Annotated in this window: 19 protein-coding genes and 1 riboswitch; of the genes, 13 read left to right on the forward strand and 6 right to left on the reverse strand. The window is 38.6% G+C overall.

Annotated elements, in window-relative coordinates; all coding sequences use genetic code 11:
- Window positions 1-186 precede the first annotated feature (186 nt).
- Window positions 187-1,011, forward strand: a complete 825-nt coding sequence (locus MKX72_RS05500; RefSeq protein ID WP_155008383.1) for a flagellin N-terminal helical domain-containing protein — start codon at window positions 187-189, stop codon at window positions 1,009-1,011.
- Between the two features lie 84 nt (window positions 1,012-1,095).
- Window positions 1,096-3,942, forward strand: coding sequence for an Ig-like domain-containing protein (locus MKX72_RS05505; RefSeq protein ID WP_155008382.1), 2,847 nt, complete (start codon window positions 1,096-1,098; stop codon window positions 3,940-3,942).
- Window positions 3,943-4,248: 306 nt separating this feature from the next.
- On the opposite strand, the gene pcp is transcribed toward MKX72_RS05505, so the two are convergent.
- Genes pcp through MKX72_RS05520 form a run of 3 tightly spaced genes read right to left on the reverse strand, consistent with a single transcriptional unit; the run spans window position 4,249 to window position 6,575 of the window.
- Entirely contained in the window at window positions 4,249-4,890 is a 642-nt protein-coding gene (gene pcp, locus MKX72_RS05510; RefSeq protein WP_155008381.1) for a pyroglutamyl-peptidase I, read from the reverse strand.
- 14 nt (window positions 4,891-4,904) lie between these two features.
- Window positions 4,905-5,870 (reverse strand): DUF979 domain-containing protein, encoded by a 966-nt coding sequence (locus tag MKX72_RS05515; RefSeq protein WP_155008380.1) that lies wholly within the window; start codon window positions 5,868-5,870, stop codon window positions 4,905-4,907.
- Window positions 5,871-6,575, reverse strand: a complete 705-nt coding sequence (locus tag MKX72_RS05520; RefSeq protein WP_016766474.1) for a DUF969 domain-containing protein — start codon at window positions 6,573-6,575, stop codon at window positions 5,871-5,873. It lies immediately after the preceding gene.
- A gap of 378 nt (window positions 6,576-6,953) precedes the next feature.
- Between MKX72_RS05520 and MKX72_RS05525 the strand changes: the two genes are divergently transcribed.
- Entirely contained in the window at window positions 6,954-7,859 is a 906-nt protein-coding gene (locus MKX72_RS05525; RefSeq protein WP_155008379.1) for a zinc ribbon domain-containing protein, read from the forward strand.
- A 54-nt stretch (window positions 7,860-7,913) separates the two neighbouring features.
- Entirely contained in the window at window positions 7,914-9,380 is a 1,467-nt protein-coding gene (locus MKX72_RS05530; protein WP_340758906.1) for a zinc ribbon domain-containing protein, read from the forward strand.
- A 105-nt stretch (window positions 9,381-9,485) separates the two neighbouring features.
- Here the strand turns inward: MKX72_RS05530 and MKX72_RS05535 are convergent, their stop codons facing one another.
- Window positions 9,486-10,043, reverse strand: a complete 558-nt coding sequence (locus tag MKX72_RS05535; RefSeq protein WP_155008377.1) for an HPP family protein — start codon at window positions 10,041-10,043, stop codon at window positions 9,486-9,488.
- A 228-nt stretch (window positions 10,044-10,271) separates the two neighbouring features.
- Here MKX72_RS05535 and MKX72_RS05540 point away from each other — a divergent pair, with 228 nt between their 5' ends.
- The gene (locus tag MKX72_RS05540; RefSeq protein ID WP_155008376.1) at window positions 10,272-11,063 is read left to right on the forward strand and encodes a histidinol-phosphatase HisJ family protein; all 792 of its coding nucleotides are present in this window, start codon (window positions 10,272-10,274) and stop codon (window positions 11,061-11,063) included.
- A 77-nt stretch (window positions 11,064-11,140) separates the two neighbouring features.
- On the opposite strand, the gene MKX72_RS05545 is transcribed toward MKX72_RS05540, so the two are convergent.
- Window positions 11,141-11,263, reverse strand: coding sequence for an anti-repressor SinI family protein (locus MKX72_RS05545; RefSeq protein ID WP_155008375.1), 123 nt, complete (start codon window positions 11,261-11,263; stop codon window positions 11,141-11,143).
- Window positions 11,264-11,283: 20 nt separating this feature from the next.
- Window positions 11,284-11,370, reverse strand: a riboswitch (cyclic di-GMP riboswitch).
- Between the two features lie 111 nt (window positions 11,371-11,481).
- A complete protein-coding gene (locus MKX72_RS05550) occupies window positions 11,482-11,817 on the reverse strand; it encodes a helix-turn-helix domain-containing protein (RefSeq protein ID WP_034264053.1) in 336 nt (111 codons plus the stop codon).
- Window positions 11,818-12,131: 314 nt separating this feature from the next.
- Between MKX72_RS05550 and MKX72_RS05555 the strand changes: the two genes are divergently transcribed.
- From MKX72_RS05555 to MKX72_RS05590, 8 genes are read left to right on the forward strand one after another with little or no spacing between them, the layout of a single operon-like run.
- Entirely contained in the window at window positions 12,132-13,292 is a 1,161-nt protein-coding gene (locus tag MKX72_RS05555) for an acyltransferase family protein (RefSeq protein WP_155008374.1), read from the forward strand.
- Between the two features lie 33 nt (window positions 13,293-13,325).
- A complete protein-coding gene (locus MKX72_RS05560; RefSeq protein ID WP_155008373.1) occupies window positions 13,326-14,060 on the forward strand; it encodes a YveK family protein in 735 nt (244 codons plus the stop codon).
- Window positions 14,050-14,682 (forward strand): CpsD/CapB family tyrosine-protein kinase, encoded by a 633-nt coding sequence (locus tag MKX72_RS05565; RefSeq protein ID WP_155008372.1) that lies wholly within the window; start codon window positions 14,050-14,052, stop codon window positions 14,680-14,682. The genes MKX72_RS05560 and MKX72_RS05565 overlap by 11 nt, the downstream gene beginning before the upstream one ends.
- 31 nt (window positions 14,683-14,713) lie before the next feature.
- The gene (locus tag MKX72_RS05570) at window positions 14,714-15,352 is read left to right on the forward strand and encodes a sugar transferase (protein WP_155008371.1); all 639 of its coding nucleotides are present in this window, start codon (window positions 14,714-14,716) and stop codon (window positions 15,350-15,352) included.
- Window positions 15,353-15,364: 12 nt separating this feature from the next.
- Complete coding sequence (locus MKX72_RS05575; protein WP_155008370.1) at window positions 15,365-16,315, forward strand: NAD-dependent epimerase/dehydratase family protein; 951 nt, start codon at window positions 15,365-15,367, stop codon at window positions 16,313-16,315.
- A 9-nt stretch (window positions 16,316-16,324) separates the two neighbouring features.
- Complete coding sequence (locus MKX72_RS05580) at window positions 16,325-17,770, forward strand: oligosaccharide flippase family protein (protein WP_155008369.1); 1,446 nt, start codon at window positions 16,325-16,327, stop codon at window positions 17,768-17,770.
- Window positions 17,763-18,965, forward strand: a complete 1,203-nt coding sequence (locus tag MKX72_RS05585; RefSeq protein ID WP_155008368.1) for an O-antigen ligase family protein — start codon at window positions 17,763-17,765, stop codon at window positions 18,963-18,965. Before MKX72_RS05580 ends, MKX72_RS05585 begins: the two co-directional genes overlap by 8 nt.
- Entirely contained in the window at window positions 18,962-19,747 is a 786-nt protein-coding gene (locus tag MKX72_RS05590) for a glycosyltransferase family 2 protein (RefSeq protein WP_155008367.1), read from the forward strand. Before MKX72_RS05585 ends, MKX72_RS05590 begins: the two co-directional genes overlap by 4 nt.
- The last annotated feature ends 3 nt before the right edge of the window (window positions 19,748-19,750 follow it).

Consider the following 19,750-nt stretch of genomic DNA (forward strand, 5'->3'; position numbering starts at 1 on the left):
TTAAAAGAAAATGAAAAGAGAGTATAAACAACTTAATCTCAATGTCGATATATAGTATGAACATATTTCCTAGAGGTATATGTTTGATTACTGTTATTCCTCGCTTAATCATTCAGTAAGCGAGAAACTTCTTGAATACAAGGATGTAACCAAGAAGTAAAACCAATTATATGGAGGTAAAGGAAAATGAGAATTAATCACAATATTGCAGCGTTAAATACGTATCGTCAGTTTAATAATGCAAACAATGCACAAGGTAAATCAATGGAGAAATTGTCTTCAGGTCTTCGTATTAACAGTGCTGCTGACGATGCAGCAGGTCTAGCTATCTCTGAAAAAATGAGAGGACAAGTTCGTGGGTTGGATATCGCTTCGCGTAATGCTCAAGACGGCATCTCGTTAATTCAAACTGCAGAGGGTGGTTTAAATGAAACTCATGACATACTACAACGTGTGCGTGAATTAGCAGTTCAATCTGCCAATGATACAAATACAGATGACGACCGAGTAGAGATGCAAAAAGAGGTATCTCAGTTAATCGAAGAAGTAGATCGTATTGGTAATAACACTCAATTCAATACTAAAAACATCTTATCAGCTGATCAAGCATTAGATATTAACATTGGGTCAAATTCAGGTCAAGCATTAACTATTGAGTGGAAAGCTCAAACTAAAGCAGCTCTAGGGGAAGATGCAGTAGACATTAGCGCAGTAACAATTGCAACTAAAGTTGATGCACAAACAGCAATTGATACAATGGATGAGGCAATCAAATCAGTATCAGCATCTCGTGCTCAAATGGGTGCTTACCAAAATCGTTTAGAACATTCTATTAATAACTTAAATACTTCTTCAGAAAATTTAACGGCAGCTGAATCACGTATTAGAGATGTTGATATGGCGAAAGAAATGATGGAACAAACGAAGAATTCAATTCTTTCTCAAGCATCACAAGCAATGTTGGCTCAAGCAAACCAACAACCGCAAGGAGTTCTTCAATTACTTCGTTAATAGAAGAATTTTAGTTAAAGACTTCACTTTAAATAGTGAGGTCTTTTTTAAGATAGAAAACAAAAAAAATACAGAGGGAATTATATGAGAAAATTCGCAAAGGTTATTATTGGATTATTACCTGTTCTATTTATTTTAAATGTAGGCACTGTGTTTGCTTATTCAGGAATTCAAAAGGTTTCTAATGATTATATTGAGGTAGCAACAAGTGGTGATGGTCGTTTTACTATTGGAACTACAGGTGGAAATCCTGAAAATTTGTTAGATGATTATAAAAAGCTTTTATATGGACACCCTTCTCCTAGTACCTCTTATACAACTGTAAGAGTGGATGGAGCAGACTACTATTTTGCCGGTAATGTCCAAAGTCCTGTTTCTAATGATATTTACAAAAATAGTATTACTGAAGGAGTGTTTTCAGATATAAGGGTAAAACAAATACTTTCAATTGTTAAAAATAACACTACTCAGTTAAAAGATACTATTGAAATAAAATATTTAGTTACGAATACAGGGAATGTCCCAAAGAATACAGGTATAAGAGTAATGATGGATACCATGTTAGGGAATAACGATAGCGCTCCCTTTCGAATACCGGGAATCGGTGAAGTTACAACTGAAAGAGAATTCGTAGGGGATAATATCCCTTCATATTGGCAAGCATTTGATAGTTTAAGTAGTCCTACAGTTATTGCTCATGGCAGCTTATTAAATGTTCCAATAAAACCTGATAAAGTACAATTTACGAATTGGCGTAGAGCTTTTGAATCACCATGGGATTTTTATACTTTTCCAGGTTCTTCTAATGGAGATAGCGCGGTTAATATTTATTGGAATGAAAAAAAATTATTACCTGGAGAGACTAGGGAATATGTAACTTATTATGGGTTAAGTAACTTTATTTCAGAAACAAATCCACCGGTGAGTTTAAATATTGCCGGACCTTCTGAAATTAATTTTAATGGAGAATCTTATTCACCTAATCCTTTTACTATTACAAGTTACATACAAAATATCAGTGATGTGCAAGCTGATAACTTACAGATGGAAATAAAACTCCCGGAGGGTGTTTCCCTGATTTCAGGTAATAGGATTCAAGAAGTTGGTAATCTAGCGCCAGGAGAAGAAAAAATGACCTCCTGGAATTTTAAAATCGAAGATTTAAAAGAGTTAGAACAATTTAAAATAGAAATAATGCTGAAAGGTACGAATATTGAAGAAAAAAAGATTACTAAGACTATTCATATCAACGATGTTAGCAATCCTGTACTAGAAGAGATTCAATTAGCCCCTAATGAAATACGGATGCTAAAGGGTCAAAACAAAAGTGTCAGCGTATTAGGGTATTACTCAGATCAAAGCTTCAAAGACCTTACATCTGCTGCATCTGGAACAACTTATTCAATAGATAATGAACAAATTGCAAAAGTAACAGATGAAGGTGTAATTAAAGTTTTAGATGATTCTCCTGGAGGTTCTATACAATTAACTGCGTCGAACAGTAACTTTACCACGACTGCTACAGTTGTAGTTGAATCTAGTAGTGAAGATATTCCTAGAGAAATTGTTGTATGGCCAAGTGAAATAACTTTAGACAAAGGGCAAAGCTATCAGTTAGCAGCGTTTGCCTATTATGAAAATGGAGTGCAACAAAATATTACAGCAGATAAAAATGTTTATTATTCGAGCTTAAATGAAAGTACTGCAAAAGTTAGTAGTTTAGGCTTAATAACAACTGAAGGATCTACACCGGGTGAAACTAAGTTAAAAATTGAGTATAAGGGTCTTACTAAAGAAATAGTAGTAAAAGTGATTGGAGATCCTGTGCTTTCAAAAATTGAAGTATCACCTCAAAAAATTGAGTTAGAACGAGGGAAGACGCAACAAATAGATGTCAACGCTATAATGTCGAATGGAGAAACAAAAGATGTTACAGCTAAAGAGGAAACAACGTATAAAAGTTATGATCCTAACCGAGCAACGGTGAGTAGTGAGGGATTAATACAAGTATTGCCGAATGCGCCATTAGGGGATGTAGGGGTCCGAGTAACCCATGGGGGGAAATCCCAGACTGTGACGGTAAAAGTATTAAGTGGACCGACATTAGATAGTATAGTGGTAACCCCAGCGCAAATGGAATTAGAACGAGGGAAGACGACACAGATAGGTGTGACAGCTGTGATGTCGACCGGAAAAACAAAAGATGTTACAACTGAAGAGGGAACGACATATAAAAGTTATGATCCTAACCGAGCAACGGTGAGCAGCGAGGGATTAATACAAGTATTGCCGAATGCCCCATTAGGGGACGTAGGGGTTCGAGTGACCCATGGAGGAAAATCTCAGACAGTGACGGTAAAAGTATTAAGTGAGCCGACATTAAATAGTATGACGGTAACCCCAGCGCAAATGGAATTAGAACGAGGGAAGACGACACAGATAGGTGTGACAGCTGTGATGTCGACCGGAGAAACAAAGGATGTTACAGCTGAAGAGGGAACAACGTATAAAAGTTATGATCCTAATCGAGCGACGGTGAGCAATGAGGGGTTAATACAAATCTTGCCAAATTCGCCATTAGGGGACGTAGGGATTCGAGTAACCCATGGAGGAAAATCTCAGACAGTGACGGTAAAAGTATTAAGTGGACCGACATTAAATAGTATAGTGATAACACCAGCGCAAATCCAACTAGAACGAGGGAAGACGACACAAATAGGTGTCACAGCTATGATGTCGACGGGAGAAACGAAGGATGTTACAGGTGAAGAGGGAACGACGTATAAAAGTTATGATCCTAATCGAGCAACGGTGAGCAGTGAGGGATTAATACAAATCTTGCCGAATGCGCCATTAGGAGAAGTAGGAATTCGAGTCACCTATGGAGGTAAATCTCAAAATTTATCTATAAAAGTATTAAGTGGATTATAGTCATTATGAATTATTTTCAATAAAAACATAGAATGCCTCTTAAGACTAAGGGTCTCTCGTTTATTATTGCTATTTCAATAGTAACTGCTTCATTGATATTAATTAAAAGACACAAAAACCTTAGCTAATGGATAAGGTTTTTGTGTCTTAAAAATGTCTATTAGCGTAACTTTATCTAGGAAAAAATACTGATTTGAGAGCGTAGGTTGGCCCTTAAAGAAAAAACTTTCATGAATGTTAATACCTCTATTGTACATAGTAAGGCCATTGCTTAAGAGAAACATTATTTGTTTTTTAATCGTATGGTTAGTGAGTAGACCCACCCGAAACCACAACATCCTCTTCAACCAAAATCGTAGTTTTCACCACACTAAGCAACCCCTGCACAATCAAATCCAGCGACATGCTCCCTTTCCCTGGATGATTCACAGCTTGTTCAGGAAGGTAAGGGATATGCACAAATCCGCCTTTAATACAGCAGTTTTGAATCATGTTCATGAGTCCGTAAAATACGTGGTTACAGACAAACGTTCCAGCGGTTTGTGAGACGCTGCTTGGAATGCCTGCTTGGCGCAGGTTTTCGACAGCTGCTTTGATGGGCAGCGTCGAAAAGTATGCGGCAGGACCATTTTCAATAATAGCGCGATCAATAGGCTGCTGGCCGATGTTGTCAGGGATTCGCGCGTCGTCTACGTTAATAGCTACGCGCTCGACCGTGATTCCTTCTCGGCCTCCTGCTTGTCCAACACAAATAACAATGGAAGGGCTAATCTCTTCTATATACGTATGAAGCTTCGCGATTGATTCACCAAACACAGTAGGAAGAGATTTAGCGATAATGTGATAGTCTTCAACAGCTACACCGTCTAAAGCTTTTACCGCTTCTAAGGACGGGTTAATACTTTCACCTTCAAATGGTTCAAAGCCAGTTAGTAATACAGTTGTCATTCTATTACTCTCCTTTAAAAATGGTATACAAGGTAGTACATTAATAGCGTATTCACAACAAACACGGATAAAGCAATCGGCACTTGAGCTTTAATTACGGCGTTTTTGTCTTTTAATTCAAGCAGCATAGCAGGTACGATGTTAAAGTTGGCTGCCATTGGCGTAAGAAGCGTGCCGCAGTAGCCAGCAAACATGCCAAGAGCTGCCATAATGGCTGGATTTCCTCCGTGCATATGTACAATGAGCGGAAGTCCAATACCACCGGTAATAACGGCAAACGCAGCAAAGGCATTTCCCATGACAATCGTAAATAGCAGCATTCCCAAGCAATAAGCAAGCACAGCAACAAACGCATAGTTAGTCGGAAGAATATCACTTACAATATCCGAAACGACTGTGCCAACGCCTGATTTTGAAAAGATGCCGCCAAGCGCTGCCAACATTTGCGGTAAAATAACCGCCCAGCCGACGGCTTGAAGCAAGCGGCTTCCTTCTTTAACAGGCACGTCCATTTTTGCTTTGGTGACGCTCATTGAAGCGATAAACGCAATCACAGCTGCGATTGCTAGTGAAATTAACGTGACTTTTTCTGGGTCAATTAACGCCCAGTTTCCAAACTTGATTTTGCCAAAAAGAAGGGTACCGATGATTGTAAAAATAGGAATAAATAAAGCCGGTAAAAAGATTTTGTTTTTTAATCGCTGTGCGTGAGCAACTCGTTCTTCAGCAGGCGTTTCGGCTTCATTCGATTTAGTGACTCGGTTAAATGAAGCAAGCAGTACCATGATAATGACCAAGCATCCTACATAAAAAGGTGGAATGACGTTGCCAAATAAAAACGTAACGGAAAACAACGCCCAAAATAGAGAAGATCCTAAACGGTTAGGGTGGTTATGATCGCGTGCGATTCGAATCGCAATAAAAGCGACAATAATGCCGAGTAAATAGTAAATCGTATCAAGAGTTAGGATGCTTTTCATTTAACTCGCCTCCGTTTTTGAAGATGATGTTGGTTTGTGCTTCGTCATTTTTTTGTGAATTCTTCGGTCTAACTGACGGAAGCGAATGGCGCTGATCAGCAGTGCTGCGATGGCTGTTGGAATTCCCCAAAGCGCCATATCCCAGACGTCGACATGAATCCCTACAGAGTCAAAAAATCCTTTCATTAAAAGAATTCCACCCGTTGCGATAAAGATATCTTCGCCAAAAAACCAGCCCGTATTTTCAGCTGCGGCTGCGTGGGCGCGAATATCTTCTTTTACTTTAGGTGGAAGCTCTCCGTACTTGGCACGAGCTGCACCTTCAGACATGGGTGCTACTAATGGACGCACGGATTGAGCATGTCCTCCGATATTTAAGCCGACTGCCGCTGAGATTTCACGGATAAAAAGATATATAAGTAAAACATTTCCAGAAGAAGCGTTTTTCGCTTTTTTGATCAGGACTTCCGCTTGTTCCTTTAACCCGTATTTTTCTAATACGCCAAAGATAGGAAGCGTAAGTAAAATAGCCATAGACATATAGCGGTTATCGACAAAGAACTGACCGAACATCGTAATTACTTCATGCAGTGATAAACCTGATACAAGGCCCGTCACGATGCCTGCGACGGTCACAACAAGCAGTGTATTTAAACGAAATAAAAAACCTACTGCTACTAGCAAAACCCCAATTAATTTCAACATAAAAAATCCCCCTTGAGTATGTATAGACCGTGCTGTAAATTCACCTCCTTTGTTTTCCTAGAAAAACAAAGATGTTTCGAGTATAAACAATTCTGAAAATTAAAACAAGATGCTTAAGGCATAAAATAGTTTTATTGGTGAAACAAAAATTATAGAAGGAAGATTTATATAATGTCTATGGACTCAGAAGTAAAAGAAAGAATTCTGCTAGGGAGTTTAGGTAGTAATTTTTTTAGTTGATCCGTTGAAAACATTTCTCCTAAAATACCAAAAATGGTGTATAATTCTAAAAGGTATGAATATAGAATTATATAGATTTCAACAAAATAAACCTATATGACTATATTTTAAACAATTTATTGAAGGGGGAAGGAGTATTTGAATTGTTCAAATTGCGGCCATTTTAATGAGGGCGGAAAGTTTTGCGTGAAGTGCGGTCATAAATTGCAAGAAGAGGCAGCTGTAAGCCAGGCGGCAGCAGCATCTGAATATCAACCTCAGCCGCAACCAGCGTATGCGCCTCAACAGCCTAATCAGCGTGTTCGTCAGGCGAAAAAAGTGTCAAAATCATTTTTTAGTTATTTTGCAGAAGGAATTAAAAATCCAACAGCTACAGCACAAGCAGCAGGCGAAAGCCAATTTGTTAATGCTCTTATCACAGTCATTCTTTATGCTCTTAGTATACCTATTATGCTGTATGTAGGCTGGAAGCTATTGTTGATTCAATTTGTTCGAAGCATGTTCAAGCTTCCTATTATCAGTGAAGAGCTGGCTCCATCCGACATGGAGGATTTTAATACAGGCGCTGAATTGATAAAAGCCACAGATATCAACAGCATCATTCACTTTAATTTTACGGATTTCGTCTTTAAACAAGGGATTTTTATTTTTATTGGACTTGCAATTATTATTGGAGCAACATATGTTGTAGCAAAGTTTGGAAAGGTAGACGTTTCCTTTAAAGAATTTTTCTCACGCTTTGGCACGTTTTTAATTATTCCAACAGCTCTTCTTTTAATTGGGCTTGTGCTTGCATTTCTTCACGTTGAATACTTCTCTTATTTTATGAATTTTGGTTTGCTGAGCATTTTCCTTGTAGTTCCATTTACCATTGCTAGCTTTAAGCAAAGCGGAACAAATGGGCTTGATCGTATCTATAGCACTCTTATTGTATATGTAGTCATTACGATTGTGCTGACGTTTATTGCGAATGGTTTAGGAGAAGAAGCCAAAACCATTATTACAAGAATGGGAAACAGCAGTGAATTAAATGATTTATTTTAAGTCGGCAGAAAGCATCGTGCACAGCGATGCTTTTTCATAACACTATAAAAAGGAGTGTGTAAGTTGGGATATTGTAAAGAGTGTGGCCATCAGTTAACAAATGAGCATCAATTTTGTCCAGAGTGTGGACATCCCGTCGAAAGGAAAGCGGCTTCTAGTGAAGGAGCGGCATCACAGCGTTACGCAGAATCGACATCATCTTCAGCAGAGGAGAGACGCGAATCAGTAAAGCCTTCAAATAAAAAAACAAAGGTTATAGCCATTTCAGTTATAGCAGCAGCTGCTATACTTGGGGGCGCTTATTACGGAATAGACAAAACAATGATGGCGCCTAAAGCCGTGTCAGAAAAATTTATTGCTTCAGTAAAGGGTAATGATGTTGATAAAGTAAAAAAATATGTAAATGATGGTCAAATTCAATTAGAAGCCAACGATGAGCAAACAAAATCATTTATTACATATTTGCACGAAAATCCAGATGTTATGAAATCGATCTCTGAGGGGTTAGCGGCAGATAGCAGAGCGCTTGAAGCAGGAGTTCCAAGCGAAGATCACTCTTCATATGCTAAGTTAGAACAAGACGGAAAGAAGTGGGGAATCTTTGATCACTACACGGTCCAAGTAAACCCTGTATATGCAAAAGCTCAGTCTACAGAAGATGCGACAGTAGTATATATTGACGGTCAAAAAGCTGGAACGGTAAGCAGTGACTCTTCTAAAAAGATTGGTCCATTTTTACCTGGTACGCATACCGTAAAAGGTGAAGTGCAAAATGATTATGGAAAAGTTGAAAACGAACAAGAGGTTGAAGCCACCAACGGAGAAGATGTGAACGTGGAGTTTGACTGGTCAGATCATGCAGTATACATCTCTTCAGATTATGATGACGCGACGCTGTACGTTAATGGTAAAGACACAAAAACAGAAATTAGCGATATTGATTATTTAGGTCCACTGCCAATGGATGGTTCTATAAAACTATATGCAAAACGTGGAGAAAAGAAAACAGAAGAAGTATCAATTAAAAAAGGCATGGAAGATGTTGCGCTTAATTTTGATGAAGAAAATACGACAGAAGCTACGGCAAAAGCATCGGCTCCTTCTAAGAATCAAGAGACGACGGACAAAGGTTCGGAAGTCAATTCTGGAGTATCTACTAGTGAAGTTTCTAGTTTTATTGAACAATATATGTACGCTACAATTTCCTCAATTAACAGTGGAGACTTCTCTATTGCAGAGCCTTATATCGATACTAATGGACCAAAATACAAGGAACAAAAAGATTATACAGCTTACCTAATCAAAAAAGGCATAACAGAGGATTTATTGAGTTTTAACGTAAATAGAGTAACAAAACTAGATGACTCTATGTATAAAGTATATACAACAGAAGAGTATGATATTTCGTACGGAGACGGGTCTGTTAAATACAAAAAATTCAACAGTATTCATAAAGTAAAAGCATCATCTGATGGAAGTTTGGGAGTTTATCAGCTTATTAGTTCAACGGAAGTAAAGTAAAAGCTGATAAATAGACCCTGAAAAAACGAAAAACGTAGTAGGAAATAACAAATAAAAAAGACGTCTTCCATGAGAAGACGTCTTTTTTATGTATGAGTCCCAATATCAAACCCAATACCTGGGATACTGCCGATCTTGAAATAAATTATTATACACGGTAGAAATCAGTACAACTACACATGCACAAATCATAATAATACCTAAGTATCCCCAGCCTGCTTGAGTATTAATGGCTACAATCGCGCTAGCCGCAGCAGGAGGATGAACGGTTTTGGTAAGAATCATTAAAATAAGAACAAACGCAAGGACAATCGCTATGGTCATTAGACTTCGATGAAATAAGCTCCAAATAATAAGTGCAGAAACGGTTGCGAGCAAGTGCCCTCCAAGCACGTGGCGCGGCTGTGATAAAGGGCCTTTATGAGCGCCAAAGACAAGCACGCAGCTTGCGCCAATCGGAGCGAGAGCCATTGGATAACCAAGCGCTAGTGCAATCGTGCTGCTGATGATAATCGCAATTAAGCCTCCAATAGAAGAAACGACCGCATCTCTATAATTGATTTTCGGTTCTTCTTTTAGTTCTCCTTTCATCTTTTTCGTATAAGAGCTCAAGTAAGACAGAAAGGGGCTTTTGCTTTGAGAAAAACTTTTTTCAAATTCCATTTCTTATTTCCTTTCTTTTGTGTAAAAGTTATATGTCAAGTTGTATGTCAGAACATCTGCTATAATAAGTTAGTTTATAAGAAAAGAAGGATTACTGAAAGAGGAAAAACGACTTTTTTTAGTGGGAATTCTTTTTATGAACCAAAAAAGGCGTGATAGAAGGGAAAAGGGTCTCTATGTGCAGTGAGGGCAAGAGAAATGTATAATAGACCTAGAGGTGACTAAATTATGTATCTAGTAGACTACCATCATCACACGAACAATTCATTTGACTCACAGGCAGTCATGAAAGAAGTGTGCGAGCAAGCTGTAAAAAACGGCATAAACGAAATTTGTTTTACCGAGCACTTTTCATTAAATCCATTAGCCCCAACGTATGGTCATATGGATTTTGATAAATATGAACGAGAACTAGCGGAATGCAGAGATCAGTTTCAAAATCAGCTAGTGATTAAAAAAGGAATTGAAATTTGTGAGCCGCACTATTTAAAAGAGAAGTATCAAGAAACAATGAAGCAGGAGAACTTTGATTTTATTTTAGGTTCGGTGCATAACATTAATAACATCAAGCTTCGCAAACATTTAGAGCTCAACGATAAAGAAGCAATTTACCGCGCTTATTTTAATGAAATGTATAAGCTAGTAAGCGAAGCGGACATTGACGTGTTGGCTCATTTAGATTTAATGAAGCGCTATGCGTTTGAGCAATATGGCATATATGACTTTCATCAGTTCAAAGATATTCTTGCGGATATCTTAAAAAAAGCAATTGATCGCAATATTGGAATTGAAATTAACACTTCAGGTATAAGAGGGAAGCTGGGCGAAGCATTGCCGGCACTGGAAGTTGTTGGGCTGTACCGCGATTTAGGCGGAGAAATCTTAACAGTTGGCTCTGATTCACACTTCGCTGAAACCGTAGGAGCACATATGAAAGAAGCGGTTGAAATGGCAAAACAGTGCGGATTTAAGGAGATTTATACGTTTGATCAACGCAAGCCAAAAGGAATTCGTATTTAATAGGAGTGTGTTTCACTTTCTTCTAGAATAATAATAACTGTAAAAAGCACGCTCTAATTTGAGCGTGCTTTTTTAATTTAGTTTCCCTTAAGCTCCGACAAAAACCTCCGGACTTCTTCGATGGTCAGACCCAGCTTGCGTGCTGATTCTATAAGACTTACCCACTCTTGATCGATTGACAGTACATGTTCTTTTTTCATTACGATTCATCCACCCTTTGCCAGGGAACCCAGCTATCATAGCCGAAAGCGGCCTTAGACCTGAAGCTTTGCGTCACTATTTTTCAATAGTTTTGCCCTTATCTGGATAATTTGTAATAGTATTCTTAGTATACAGTTATTTTACAAGATAATATTTGTAAAAGATGTCGAAATAGGTCGATTATAACAAAAAAATTAAACGTTCATGAATGGATTTATCAGTTTGTTTTACGGAACTTTAAATAATACTGAAATTCGATAAATTCTTCTTTGGTCATGCCGTCTTGAATGGCTCGTTCAATTAAATGCAGCCATTCTAGATTGAGGACTGGTTTTGAAGTTAGAGCTGGACAACTGATGTCTCCTTCGATTAAGTCATCAATCGTTGTATGAAGAGAAGACGCGATTTTATCAAGCATTTGAAGGGAAGGATTGTTGTTTAACCCTTTTTCTAAATGAGATAAATATGATTTTGAAATATTAGCTTCTTCAGCTAAGCGTGTAATAGAATAGCCTTTTTTTAGTCGCAAATTCTTAATCTTGTTCCCTATCACATTCAGTTCATCCTCTTCTTATGGATTTTTTGTTCATTATAACGCATAAACGTACATATTGTGTAGATTGAAATATAAAATTAATAATATTTTGTTCTTTATAAAGAATAAAATGAGTGTAAATACCTATTTTTGGGGCAGGTATATTATGCTATACTTCACTTACAAATTGTTCTTTATTAAGAATATTTGTCGATTAATCACCTTTTTATTCGTTATAGTGAACGTTTTATATAGTATGCTAGCACTATTTAAGATGAGCGCTGTGCGATGAAGGGATGACATCATTTATTACATTTTGGATAGGAGATTACATGGAAAAAAGATATGTAGAACTTGATGCGTTAAGAGGATTAGCAGCTCTTTTTGTTGTGATAAATCATTATCTCATGATTTATCCAAGCTTCAGTGAGTATAGGTATGACGGTGATTCTTCTTTTTTACTGTCCATGGTAAAAGAGAGTCCGCTGCGGCTATTGTTCAGCAGTGGAAATGAATCAGTTGTTTTGTTTTTTGTCTTAAGCGGATTTGTTTTAGCACTGCCGTTTTATGGCCGTTCTTCTTTTCGATATGAAAACTATCTTGTAAGAAGAATTTGCCGAATTTATCTTCCTTACTTGTTTGCAGTGTGTGTGGCTATTCTATGTAAAATCTTATTTAGTCAAGGCGGGATCTCACAGGTAAGCCACTGGTTTAATAACTCATGGATCACAAACGAGTCGCCAAGTTTACTTCTTCAGCACTTTTTTTTAATTGGCACATTTAACACAGATGCTTACAACAATGTTATTTGGTCGCTTGTTCATGAAATGAGAATTTCAATTATTTTTCCTCTTTTAATGATTCTTTTGCTGCGAATGGATGCAAAAAAAATCGTAATGCTATTGTTTTTCGTGTTTGTTTCATCATCAGCGCTATTATTGCTTAATCAATCAAACTTAGAACCTACAAACTTCTTGCTTTCTTATCATTATTTGCTTTTATTCGCCGCGGGTGCAGTTACGGCGAAATATCGAGATTTTTTTATTCAACTTTATCTGAAAATTGGCACATTTAAAAAGGTGCTTATCGTTCTGATTGCATTTACCTGTTATTTATCTGAAGGCATCATGGGAAATTACGCCATCACCAATAACTTTTTATGCCGTAATCTGGCAGTGATGCTAGGGAGCTGTATGTTCATTATTATTGCTTTAGCATCGCCGGCAGCTTCAAAGGTTTTACGCACAGGAGTGCTGTCATTTCTAGGTAAGATTTCGTACAGCTTATATTTAACTCATCTCATTGTGCTGTTTTCAGCTATGTATTTGTTACACGGACTTTTGCCGTACTGGAGCATTTTAAGCATTTGTTTCCTTTTATCACTGGTGATGGCTTCCGTCACGTATCATTTTGTTGAAAAGCCTTCCAGCAGATTAGGGAAATTCCTTACAAGAAACAAAGTTGTTTTCGGCGGAGCAGTGAGTCGTAAGTAACAGAGAGATAAAGCGTATGGAGGTGAGTTTACGATGCAGGATAAAATTCAGCTAAAGGATTTTTTTCGAATTTTAAAAAGAAGATGGCTTACGATGCTTTTAGTCATAGTCATTACGAGTATGAGCATCACAACTATCTGTTTCTATCTATTAAAACCTACCTATCAAGCATCTACTCAAGTGCTTGTTAATCAAGCAACATCTAAAAATGTAGATGAAATTGCTAATATTACGCAGCTGAATACCCAATTAATTTCTTCGTATATCGATTTTATTAAAAGTCCGATGATCATAAACGGTGTAAAAGACGAATTAAAGTTAACTATTTCTAATAAAAAGCTGAGTGAACAAATTACGATTGATCATAACGAAAATTCTCAATTTGTCACGATTACCGTAAGGAACGAGAATTCGAAAACGGTAAGTGAAATCGCAAATAAAGTAGCTTTTCTTTCAAAAGATCAAGCGATGAAGTTAATGAAAGGAAGCAACATTCAAGTATTAACCGAGCCGTCGCAAAGCCTTAAAGTATTCCCAAAGCCGCTGCCGGTTGCAGCTATCACTATATTGGTCAGTCTGTTAGTAGGAATAGCGGGAGCGATGCTAAGAGAATATCTTGATAGCACCGTTCGAAATGAACAAGATATTCAAGAACTTATCGGACTTCCGATTATTGGACATATCGAGCTTGAGCCTCGAAAAATGAAGCGAAACCAAAAGCAAGGCAGTGATCAGGAAAAGGCAAGGAGGGAGAACCTTGAGTTTTAAACAAAAAAAGTATCCATTTTCACTGTATCAAGATGCCAAAACCATCAACCAAACAAATATGATTCGAAAAAATGTTGAGGTGCTGCTGAATAGTGAAATCAAATGCCTGACAATCACATCAGCGGAATTGAATGACAAAAAGCCGCTTATAACGGCAAAACTAGGTATTTCATTTGCCGAACAAGGGAAAAACGTTCTTCTTATTGACGGAAACGTGCATTGTCCTTCTCTTCATCAGCTCTTTGACCTTGGAAGTTCAGAAGGATTAACGGATGTATTAGTAAACGGCAGAGGCCGGCATGTACCCATCAAACAAACGTCATACAAAGGACTGGACGTACTTCCGGCCGGATCTCACTTTCGAAATGCATCCACACTATTTGTTTCCAAGTATTTTGATGAGCTCATAAAAAGATGGAAAGAAGAATACGATTTACTTCTTTTTGAAACGCCTCAGTTTTTAGAAGAGACAGATTCTCATATTCTTGCAGCAAAATGTGATGCGACCGTGCTTGTTGTAGAAGAACGCAAAACGAAAATGGATGCCGTTGTTAAAACGAAAAATATGCTGGAAAAAGCGCGTATTCATGTGCTAGGCGTTATTTGGAGTCCATCTCACTAGCTCCTCATTTTATATAGAAGGAAGTGAAACGATGAATCAAATTGTCTCGAAAACGACCGGTGATTCCGATGTGCTAAAAAAAGAATTTCCGCTTTTTTACTCGCTGTGTAAACGCATGGTTGATATCGTGATTTCGTTTGTGGCTCTTATGGTTTTGCTGCCTGTTATTTTGCTGTTTGCGCTCATTGTGATGATTGAAACACCGGGTTCACCTTTCTTTCTTCAAGAGCGTTTAGGTAAAAACGGCAGACCATTTACCATCATGAAGCTGCGTTCAATGTACAGTGACGCTGAAAAAAACGGAGCGCAGTGGGCGGTTAAAAATGACAGCCGGGTCACCAAAGTAGGAAAGCTGATTCGCCAAACGCGAATCGATGAACTGCCTCAGCTGTGGAATGTGTTAAAAGGCGATATGTCGATTGTCGGACCACGACCTGAAAGAGCCGTATTTATAGAAGAATTTCAAAAAACAGTTCCTGCATTTAGCCAGCGCCTTGCCGTTAAGCCGGGCCTGACAGGCTGGGCACAAATTAATGGAGGATATGAGTTAACGCCAGCAGAAAAGCTGGAGCTTGATCTTTACTATATTCACCATACGAATATACGGTTTGACGTGAAGATTATGATAAAAACGCTAAGAGTCATTGTAACAGGAGACGGATCAAGATAGGAGAGGGATAACATGAAAAGAGTATTAGTTACAGGCGGATGCGGTTTTATTGGATCACATATGGCAGAGCTTCTTTATCAAAACGGATTTGAAGTAAAGGTCATTGACAATCTCTCAACGGGGAAAATAGCAAACATAGAAAATCGAGGCATTTCTTTTCACTACGGAGATATTGTGAGTGAAGAATTAGATAAAGTATTTGCCGAGTTTAAACCTCATTATGTTGTTCACCAAGCGGCTCAAGTAAGCGTGGCTCATTCCGTTACTAATTTTCATCATGATGCCAACGTCAATATTCAAGGAACGATCAACATTATTAATGCGTGCAAAAAACACGGAACTGAAAAAATCATTTTTGCTTCATCAGCAGCCGTGTACGGAAACACGAACGTTACTCCCATTTCGCTTGCTCACCCAACCAGTCCAGCTTCACCGTACGGACTGTCAAAGTTTACGTCTGAAGAATATTTAAAGCTTGCCAAGCAGCTATATGATATTGACTACGTCATTCTTCGCTACAGCAACGTATATGGCCCGCGGCAAAATTCACAGGGTGAAGGCGGCGTGATCTCGATCTTTTTTGACCGGTTTGTTACGAACCAGCAGCCGATTATTTACGGAAGCGGCAGTCAAACAAGAGACTTTATTTACGTAGAAGACGTGAGCCAGGCGTGCTTACAAGCCATTCAGTATGAAGGATGCGGCACGTTTAATATTTCCAATAACAGCAGCATCAGCATTAACGAACTTTTTTTCACGATGAAAAGTATATCAGGCAGTCACTTAACACCTGTTTACCACAGCGTGCGTGAAGGTGATATTGCAGACAGCAGGCTGTGCAATAAAGAAAGCATCAAATTATTGAAGTGGTCGCCTGCTTTTACGCTTGAAAAAGGATTAGCCAAAACGTATGACTACTACCATGAAACGCTAGCTCAGCAATTTGCTAAAACGATGGAGTAAGAGGGATGTATGAAGAAAAATTCCATTTGGAAAAACATTGTTCACTTATTTATTAGTACCGTTGTATCACGTTTGTTAAATGCAGCTGCGCTTATCGTGCTGGCACAGTATTTAAGCGCAGCTAGTTACGGCAGGTTCAGCGTAGCGTTAGCTTTTGCGATGATATTAGGCTACTTTACCGACGTTGGCTTAAGTAACACCGTGCTTCGCGAAGGCTCTAAAAAGCGAGCTGACGTGGATCATCTTTTATCCTCGTACGTGAAAATGAGAATTTTGCTTTTGCTTGCGACGTTTGCAGGGGCGTATATAGTGATTTCCTTGTTTTATCACGAAGCATCACTTGTGAAAATGATGTACTACTTGATTGTGCCGATGGTAACAGGCCTTGCAATGCAAAGCATCGGGATTACGTATTTTCAGCTTACTGAACAAATGCATCACTTAGGAGCTATTCGCATCTATTCAGCTCTTTTGCTGGTGGTTCTGCTGACGGTTGGAATGCTGATGCATACAAGTCCGTTTTTTATTTCGTTTTTGTTTGGCTTTTCCTATCTTTTAGCAGGAGTGTACAGTCTGTGGATGGTTGGAAAAAGAGTATCGTTTAATTTGAAAAAGAAAATTCAACGCGGGCTGCTGAAAAATATCGGCTCATTTATTGTAAGCGGACTGCTGATTATGCTGCTGCCGCAGCTTGGTCCAATCGTATTAGAAAATACAATTCCGCTTGCAGCCGTCGGCGTGTTTGCCGTTGCGTACCGTATTCCATCGGCGCTTTATCAAGTTCCAGGAATTGTAGCGGGTGCTTTTTATCCAGTATTATTTCGCCACTATAATCATCAGCAGGCAGACAAACATTTACAGTTAAATATTCTTCAAGTGAAGCTTATGAGTTTAGTAGGGATGCTAACAGCGCTTCCTTTTTATCATTTATCCGATATTGCCGTGTCGTTATTGTTTGGAGATAAATGGGCTGCAGCCGGAGATGCGTTAAAGTGGCTATCGCTCATGCTGATTTTCCAAGGCTTAAGCGTAGCACTGGCAGATGGCTTAACAACAAAAGGACTTCAAGGAAGAAGAACGGGCGTTCAGCTCGTTGCGGTTGTTTTGGGAATTGTTTTTTACTACTTTTTAAGTTCTGCTTATTCTGTAATGGGAGCCGTATACGCTGCGCTTTTAATTGAAGGCATTTTATTTATTGGCTGCTGGTTATGCAATCCGGAAAGACTGATCATCATGCGTAAAACCTTTCCGCTTTTTGTTTGTTTATTTGGCAGTACAATTGTATTTACCACGCTGCTATTTTCACAGCACCCGTTTATTGCGCTGTGTGTAAACATGCTGCTTGTGTTTTTGTTAACGCTGCTAGATAAAGAGATTAGAAATCAAGCGTTAGGATACCTGCAAAAAAACAAACCACTAAACGTAGAGAACAGAAAGGAGGCACAAAATGGATAGTGTCTACGTGCAAAATCGAAAACCGACCGTTTTGTTTTGCCTTTTTGTTCTTGTTACATTAAGTAAATATAACGTCAATATTGGCTTTTCATTAAAGCCGTACATGATTTTTTTATTTGCGCTTCTGCTGCTGAGCTTTGCTTCTTTTTACGTCTATAAGCTCCAGGCGTATGAAGTGCTGCTGCTTTTATTTTATCTTTTTTACTGTATGACCGGAGCGTTTTCTCTGTACCCAGAAGCCAGTCTTCGTATTATGCTAGGCGTTTTGCTTATCCTTGCCTGCTACTTTTTAATGAAATATGTGATAGCAGAGTTTCATAGCGGCAGTATCAAACGTGCGTTAACCGGAGCTGGCATTCTTTTTAACGGCGTGAGTTTACTGCTTTACATTGCGGGTCTTCAAGCCGTTCATTTTCAATTTGCCTCCGAAGTAGAAATTATTAAATGGGGCGTAATGATTGACCGCAGCTATCCGCGTTTGATTGGCGTACTGGACGATCCTAATATTTACGTATTTTATAATACGCTGTTTTTTACTTACTTTTTAACCAATAGCGATAGTACTAAAAATAAAGTCGGACTTTTGCTTAGCACATTAGCAAGCGTATTAACGTTTTCCCGAGGCGGATTAATTGCTATGGTCGCCGTGTTGATTCTGTACTTGCTCATTACTCGTTCGCTTAACAGTCTTAAAACAGCTCTTTCGTTTGTGTTTTTATTTGGTGTACTTGCTCTTATCGCTCATTTCATGACGAATTTTAACGTGTTCACCATTTTAACCGAACGAGCCGATGACTTTTTACATGACGGAGGAAGCGGAAGGTTTTCGCTGTGGAGCCGGGCATTCGAGTTTTTTTCATCGCATCCGTTTGCCGGAATCGGCGCTTTTAACTTTTCAGAGTATAACTTGTTTTACTACGGCGAAGCGCTGTACGTTCATAACACGTTTTTAGAGATTTTATCAGAGACGGGTATGATTGGCTTTTGCCTATATTTTAGCTTTTTACTTCTTGTGTTGCTTCAGCTTTTAAAACAAAAAATTCATAAAAAAGAGCCGTACTTATTTTTAACGTTTGTTGGTTTTTTGCTTCAAATGATGTCGCTTTCGTTAATTGTAAATGAGCTGTTCTTTTTATACTTAGCGCTGCTGTCAGGCTATTTACGAAATCACCAAAGTGAGGAGAATGCAAAATGAATAACTTCAAATCTCAACCGAATCAGCCCCTCGTTTCAATTGTTACACCTGCCTATAACTGCGCAGCCTTTATTTCATCAACTATTAAATCCGTTCAGCAGCAAACCTACCTCAACTGGGAGCTGCTTGTGATTGACGACTGTTCGACAGATGAAACGGCTGAAGTAGTAAAGAAATTCAGTAGAAAAGATCAACGCATTCAGCTGCTTCAACTTACAAAAAATTCAGGAGCCGCAGCCGCACGCAACGAAGGTATAAGCGCAGCAAGCGGACGGTTCATTGCTTTTTTAGACAGTGATGATCTATGGCATAGGGGAAAACTTGCAAAACAAGTGGCCTTTATGCTTGAAAAAAACCGTGCTTTTTCCTATACGGGCTACAGCATTATCAATGAAAAAGGTGAAAAAACAGGTGTTGAAGTAAACGTTCCGAAAAGTGTTGACTATAGAATGCTAGCGGGGAACACCATTATCGGCTGTTTGACAGTCATGCTTGATAAAAAACAAATTTCCGGGATTTTAATGCCAAACATTCAGCCGGAAGACACGGCGCTTTGGCTGTCACTGCTGAGAAAAGGCTATACTGCTTACGGCCTTCAAGAGTCACTTGCTTATTACCGTCTTGTATCTCACTCGGTTTCTCGCAACAAGCTGAAAGCAGCGACGAGGTACTGGAAGCTCCTTCGCAAGCAAGAAAGGCTGCCGCTATGGAAAAGCGCCACTTATTTTGTGCAGTACAGCGTGAATGCGTACGCTAAAAGTAAAAACCTCTCAAAATCGTAAAGG

Source organism: Priestia sp. FSL R5-0597 (genome assembly GCF_038006305.1).
In the GTDB taxonomy this organism is placed as follows: Bacteria; Bacillota; Bacilli; order Bacillales; family Bacillaceae_H; genus Priestia; species Priestia zanthoxyli.

What these genes read in the sequence shown, in the direction of transcription:
- MKX72_RS05500 (WP_155008383.1), top strand. Translation starts at nt 187, where the DNA reads ATGAGAATTAATCACAATATTGCAGCGTTAAATACGTATCGTCAGTTT.
- MKX72_RS05505 (WP_155008382.1), top strand. Translation starts at nt 1,096, where the DNA reads ATGAGAAAATTCGCAAAGGTTATTATTGGATTATTACCTGTTCTATTT.
- pcp (WP_155008381.1), bottom strand. Translation starts at nt 4,890, where the DNA reads ATGACAACTGTATTACTAACTGGCTTTGAACCATTTGAAGGTGAAAGT.
- MKX72_RS05515 (WP_155008380.1), bottom strand. Translation starts at nt 5,870, where the DNA reads ATGAAAAGCATCCTAACTCTTGATACGATTTACTATTTACTCGGCATT.
- MKX72_RS05520 (WP_016766474.1), bottom strand. Translation starts at nt 6,575, where the DNA reads ATGTTGAAATTAATTGGGGTTTTGCTAGTAGCAGTAGGTTTTTTATTT.
- MKX72_RS05535 (WP_155008377.1), bottom strand. Translation starts at nt 10,043, where the DNA reads ATGGAATTTGAAAAAAGTTTTTCTCAAAGCAAAAGCCCCTTTCTGTCT.
- MKX72_RS05540 (WP_155008376.1), top strand. Translation starts at nt 10,272, where the DNA reads ATGTATCTAGTAGACTACCATCATCACACGAACAATTCATTTGACTCA.
- MKX72_RS05545 (WP_155008375.1), bottom strand. Translation starts at nt 11,263, where the DNA reads ATGAAAAAAGAACATGTACTGTCAATCGATCAAGAGTGGGTAAGTCTT.
- MKX72_RS05555 (WP_155008374.1), top strand. Translation starts at nt 12,132, where the DNA reads ATGGAAAAAAGATATGTAGAACTTGATGCGTTAAGAGGATTAGCAGCT.
- MKX72_RS05560 (WP_155008373.1), top strand. Translation starts at nt 13,326, where the DNA reads ATGCAGGATAAAATTCAGCTAAAGGATTTTTTTCGAATTTTAAAAAGA.
- MKX72_RS05570 (WP_155008371.1), top strand. Translation starts at nt 14,714, where the DNA reads ATGAATCAAATTGTCTCGAAAACGACCGGTGATTCCGATGTGCTAAAA.
- MKX72_RS05575 (WP_155008370.1), top strand. Translation starts at nt 15,365, where the DNA reads ATGAAAAGAGTATTAGTTACAGGCGGATGCGGTTTTATTGGATCACAT.
- MKX72_RS05580 (WP_155008369.1), top strand. Translation starts at nt 16,325, where the DNA reads ATGAAGAAAAATTCCATTTGGAAAAACATTGTTCACTTATTTATTAGT.
- MKX72_RS05585 (WP_155008368.1), top strand. Translation starts at nt 17,763, where the DNA reads ATGGATAGTGTCTACGTGCAAAATCGAAAACCGACCGTTTTGTTTTGC.
- MKX72_RS05590 (WP_155008367.1), top strand. Translation starts at nt 18,962, where the DNA reads ATGAATAACTTCAAATCTCAACCGAATCAGCCCCTCGTTTCAATTGTT.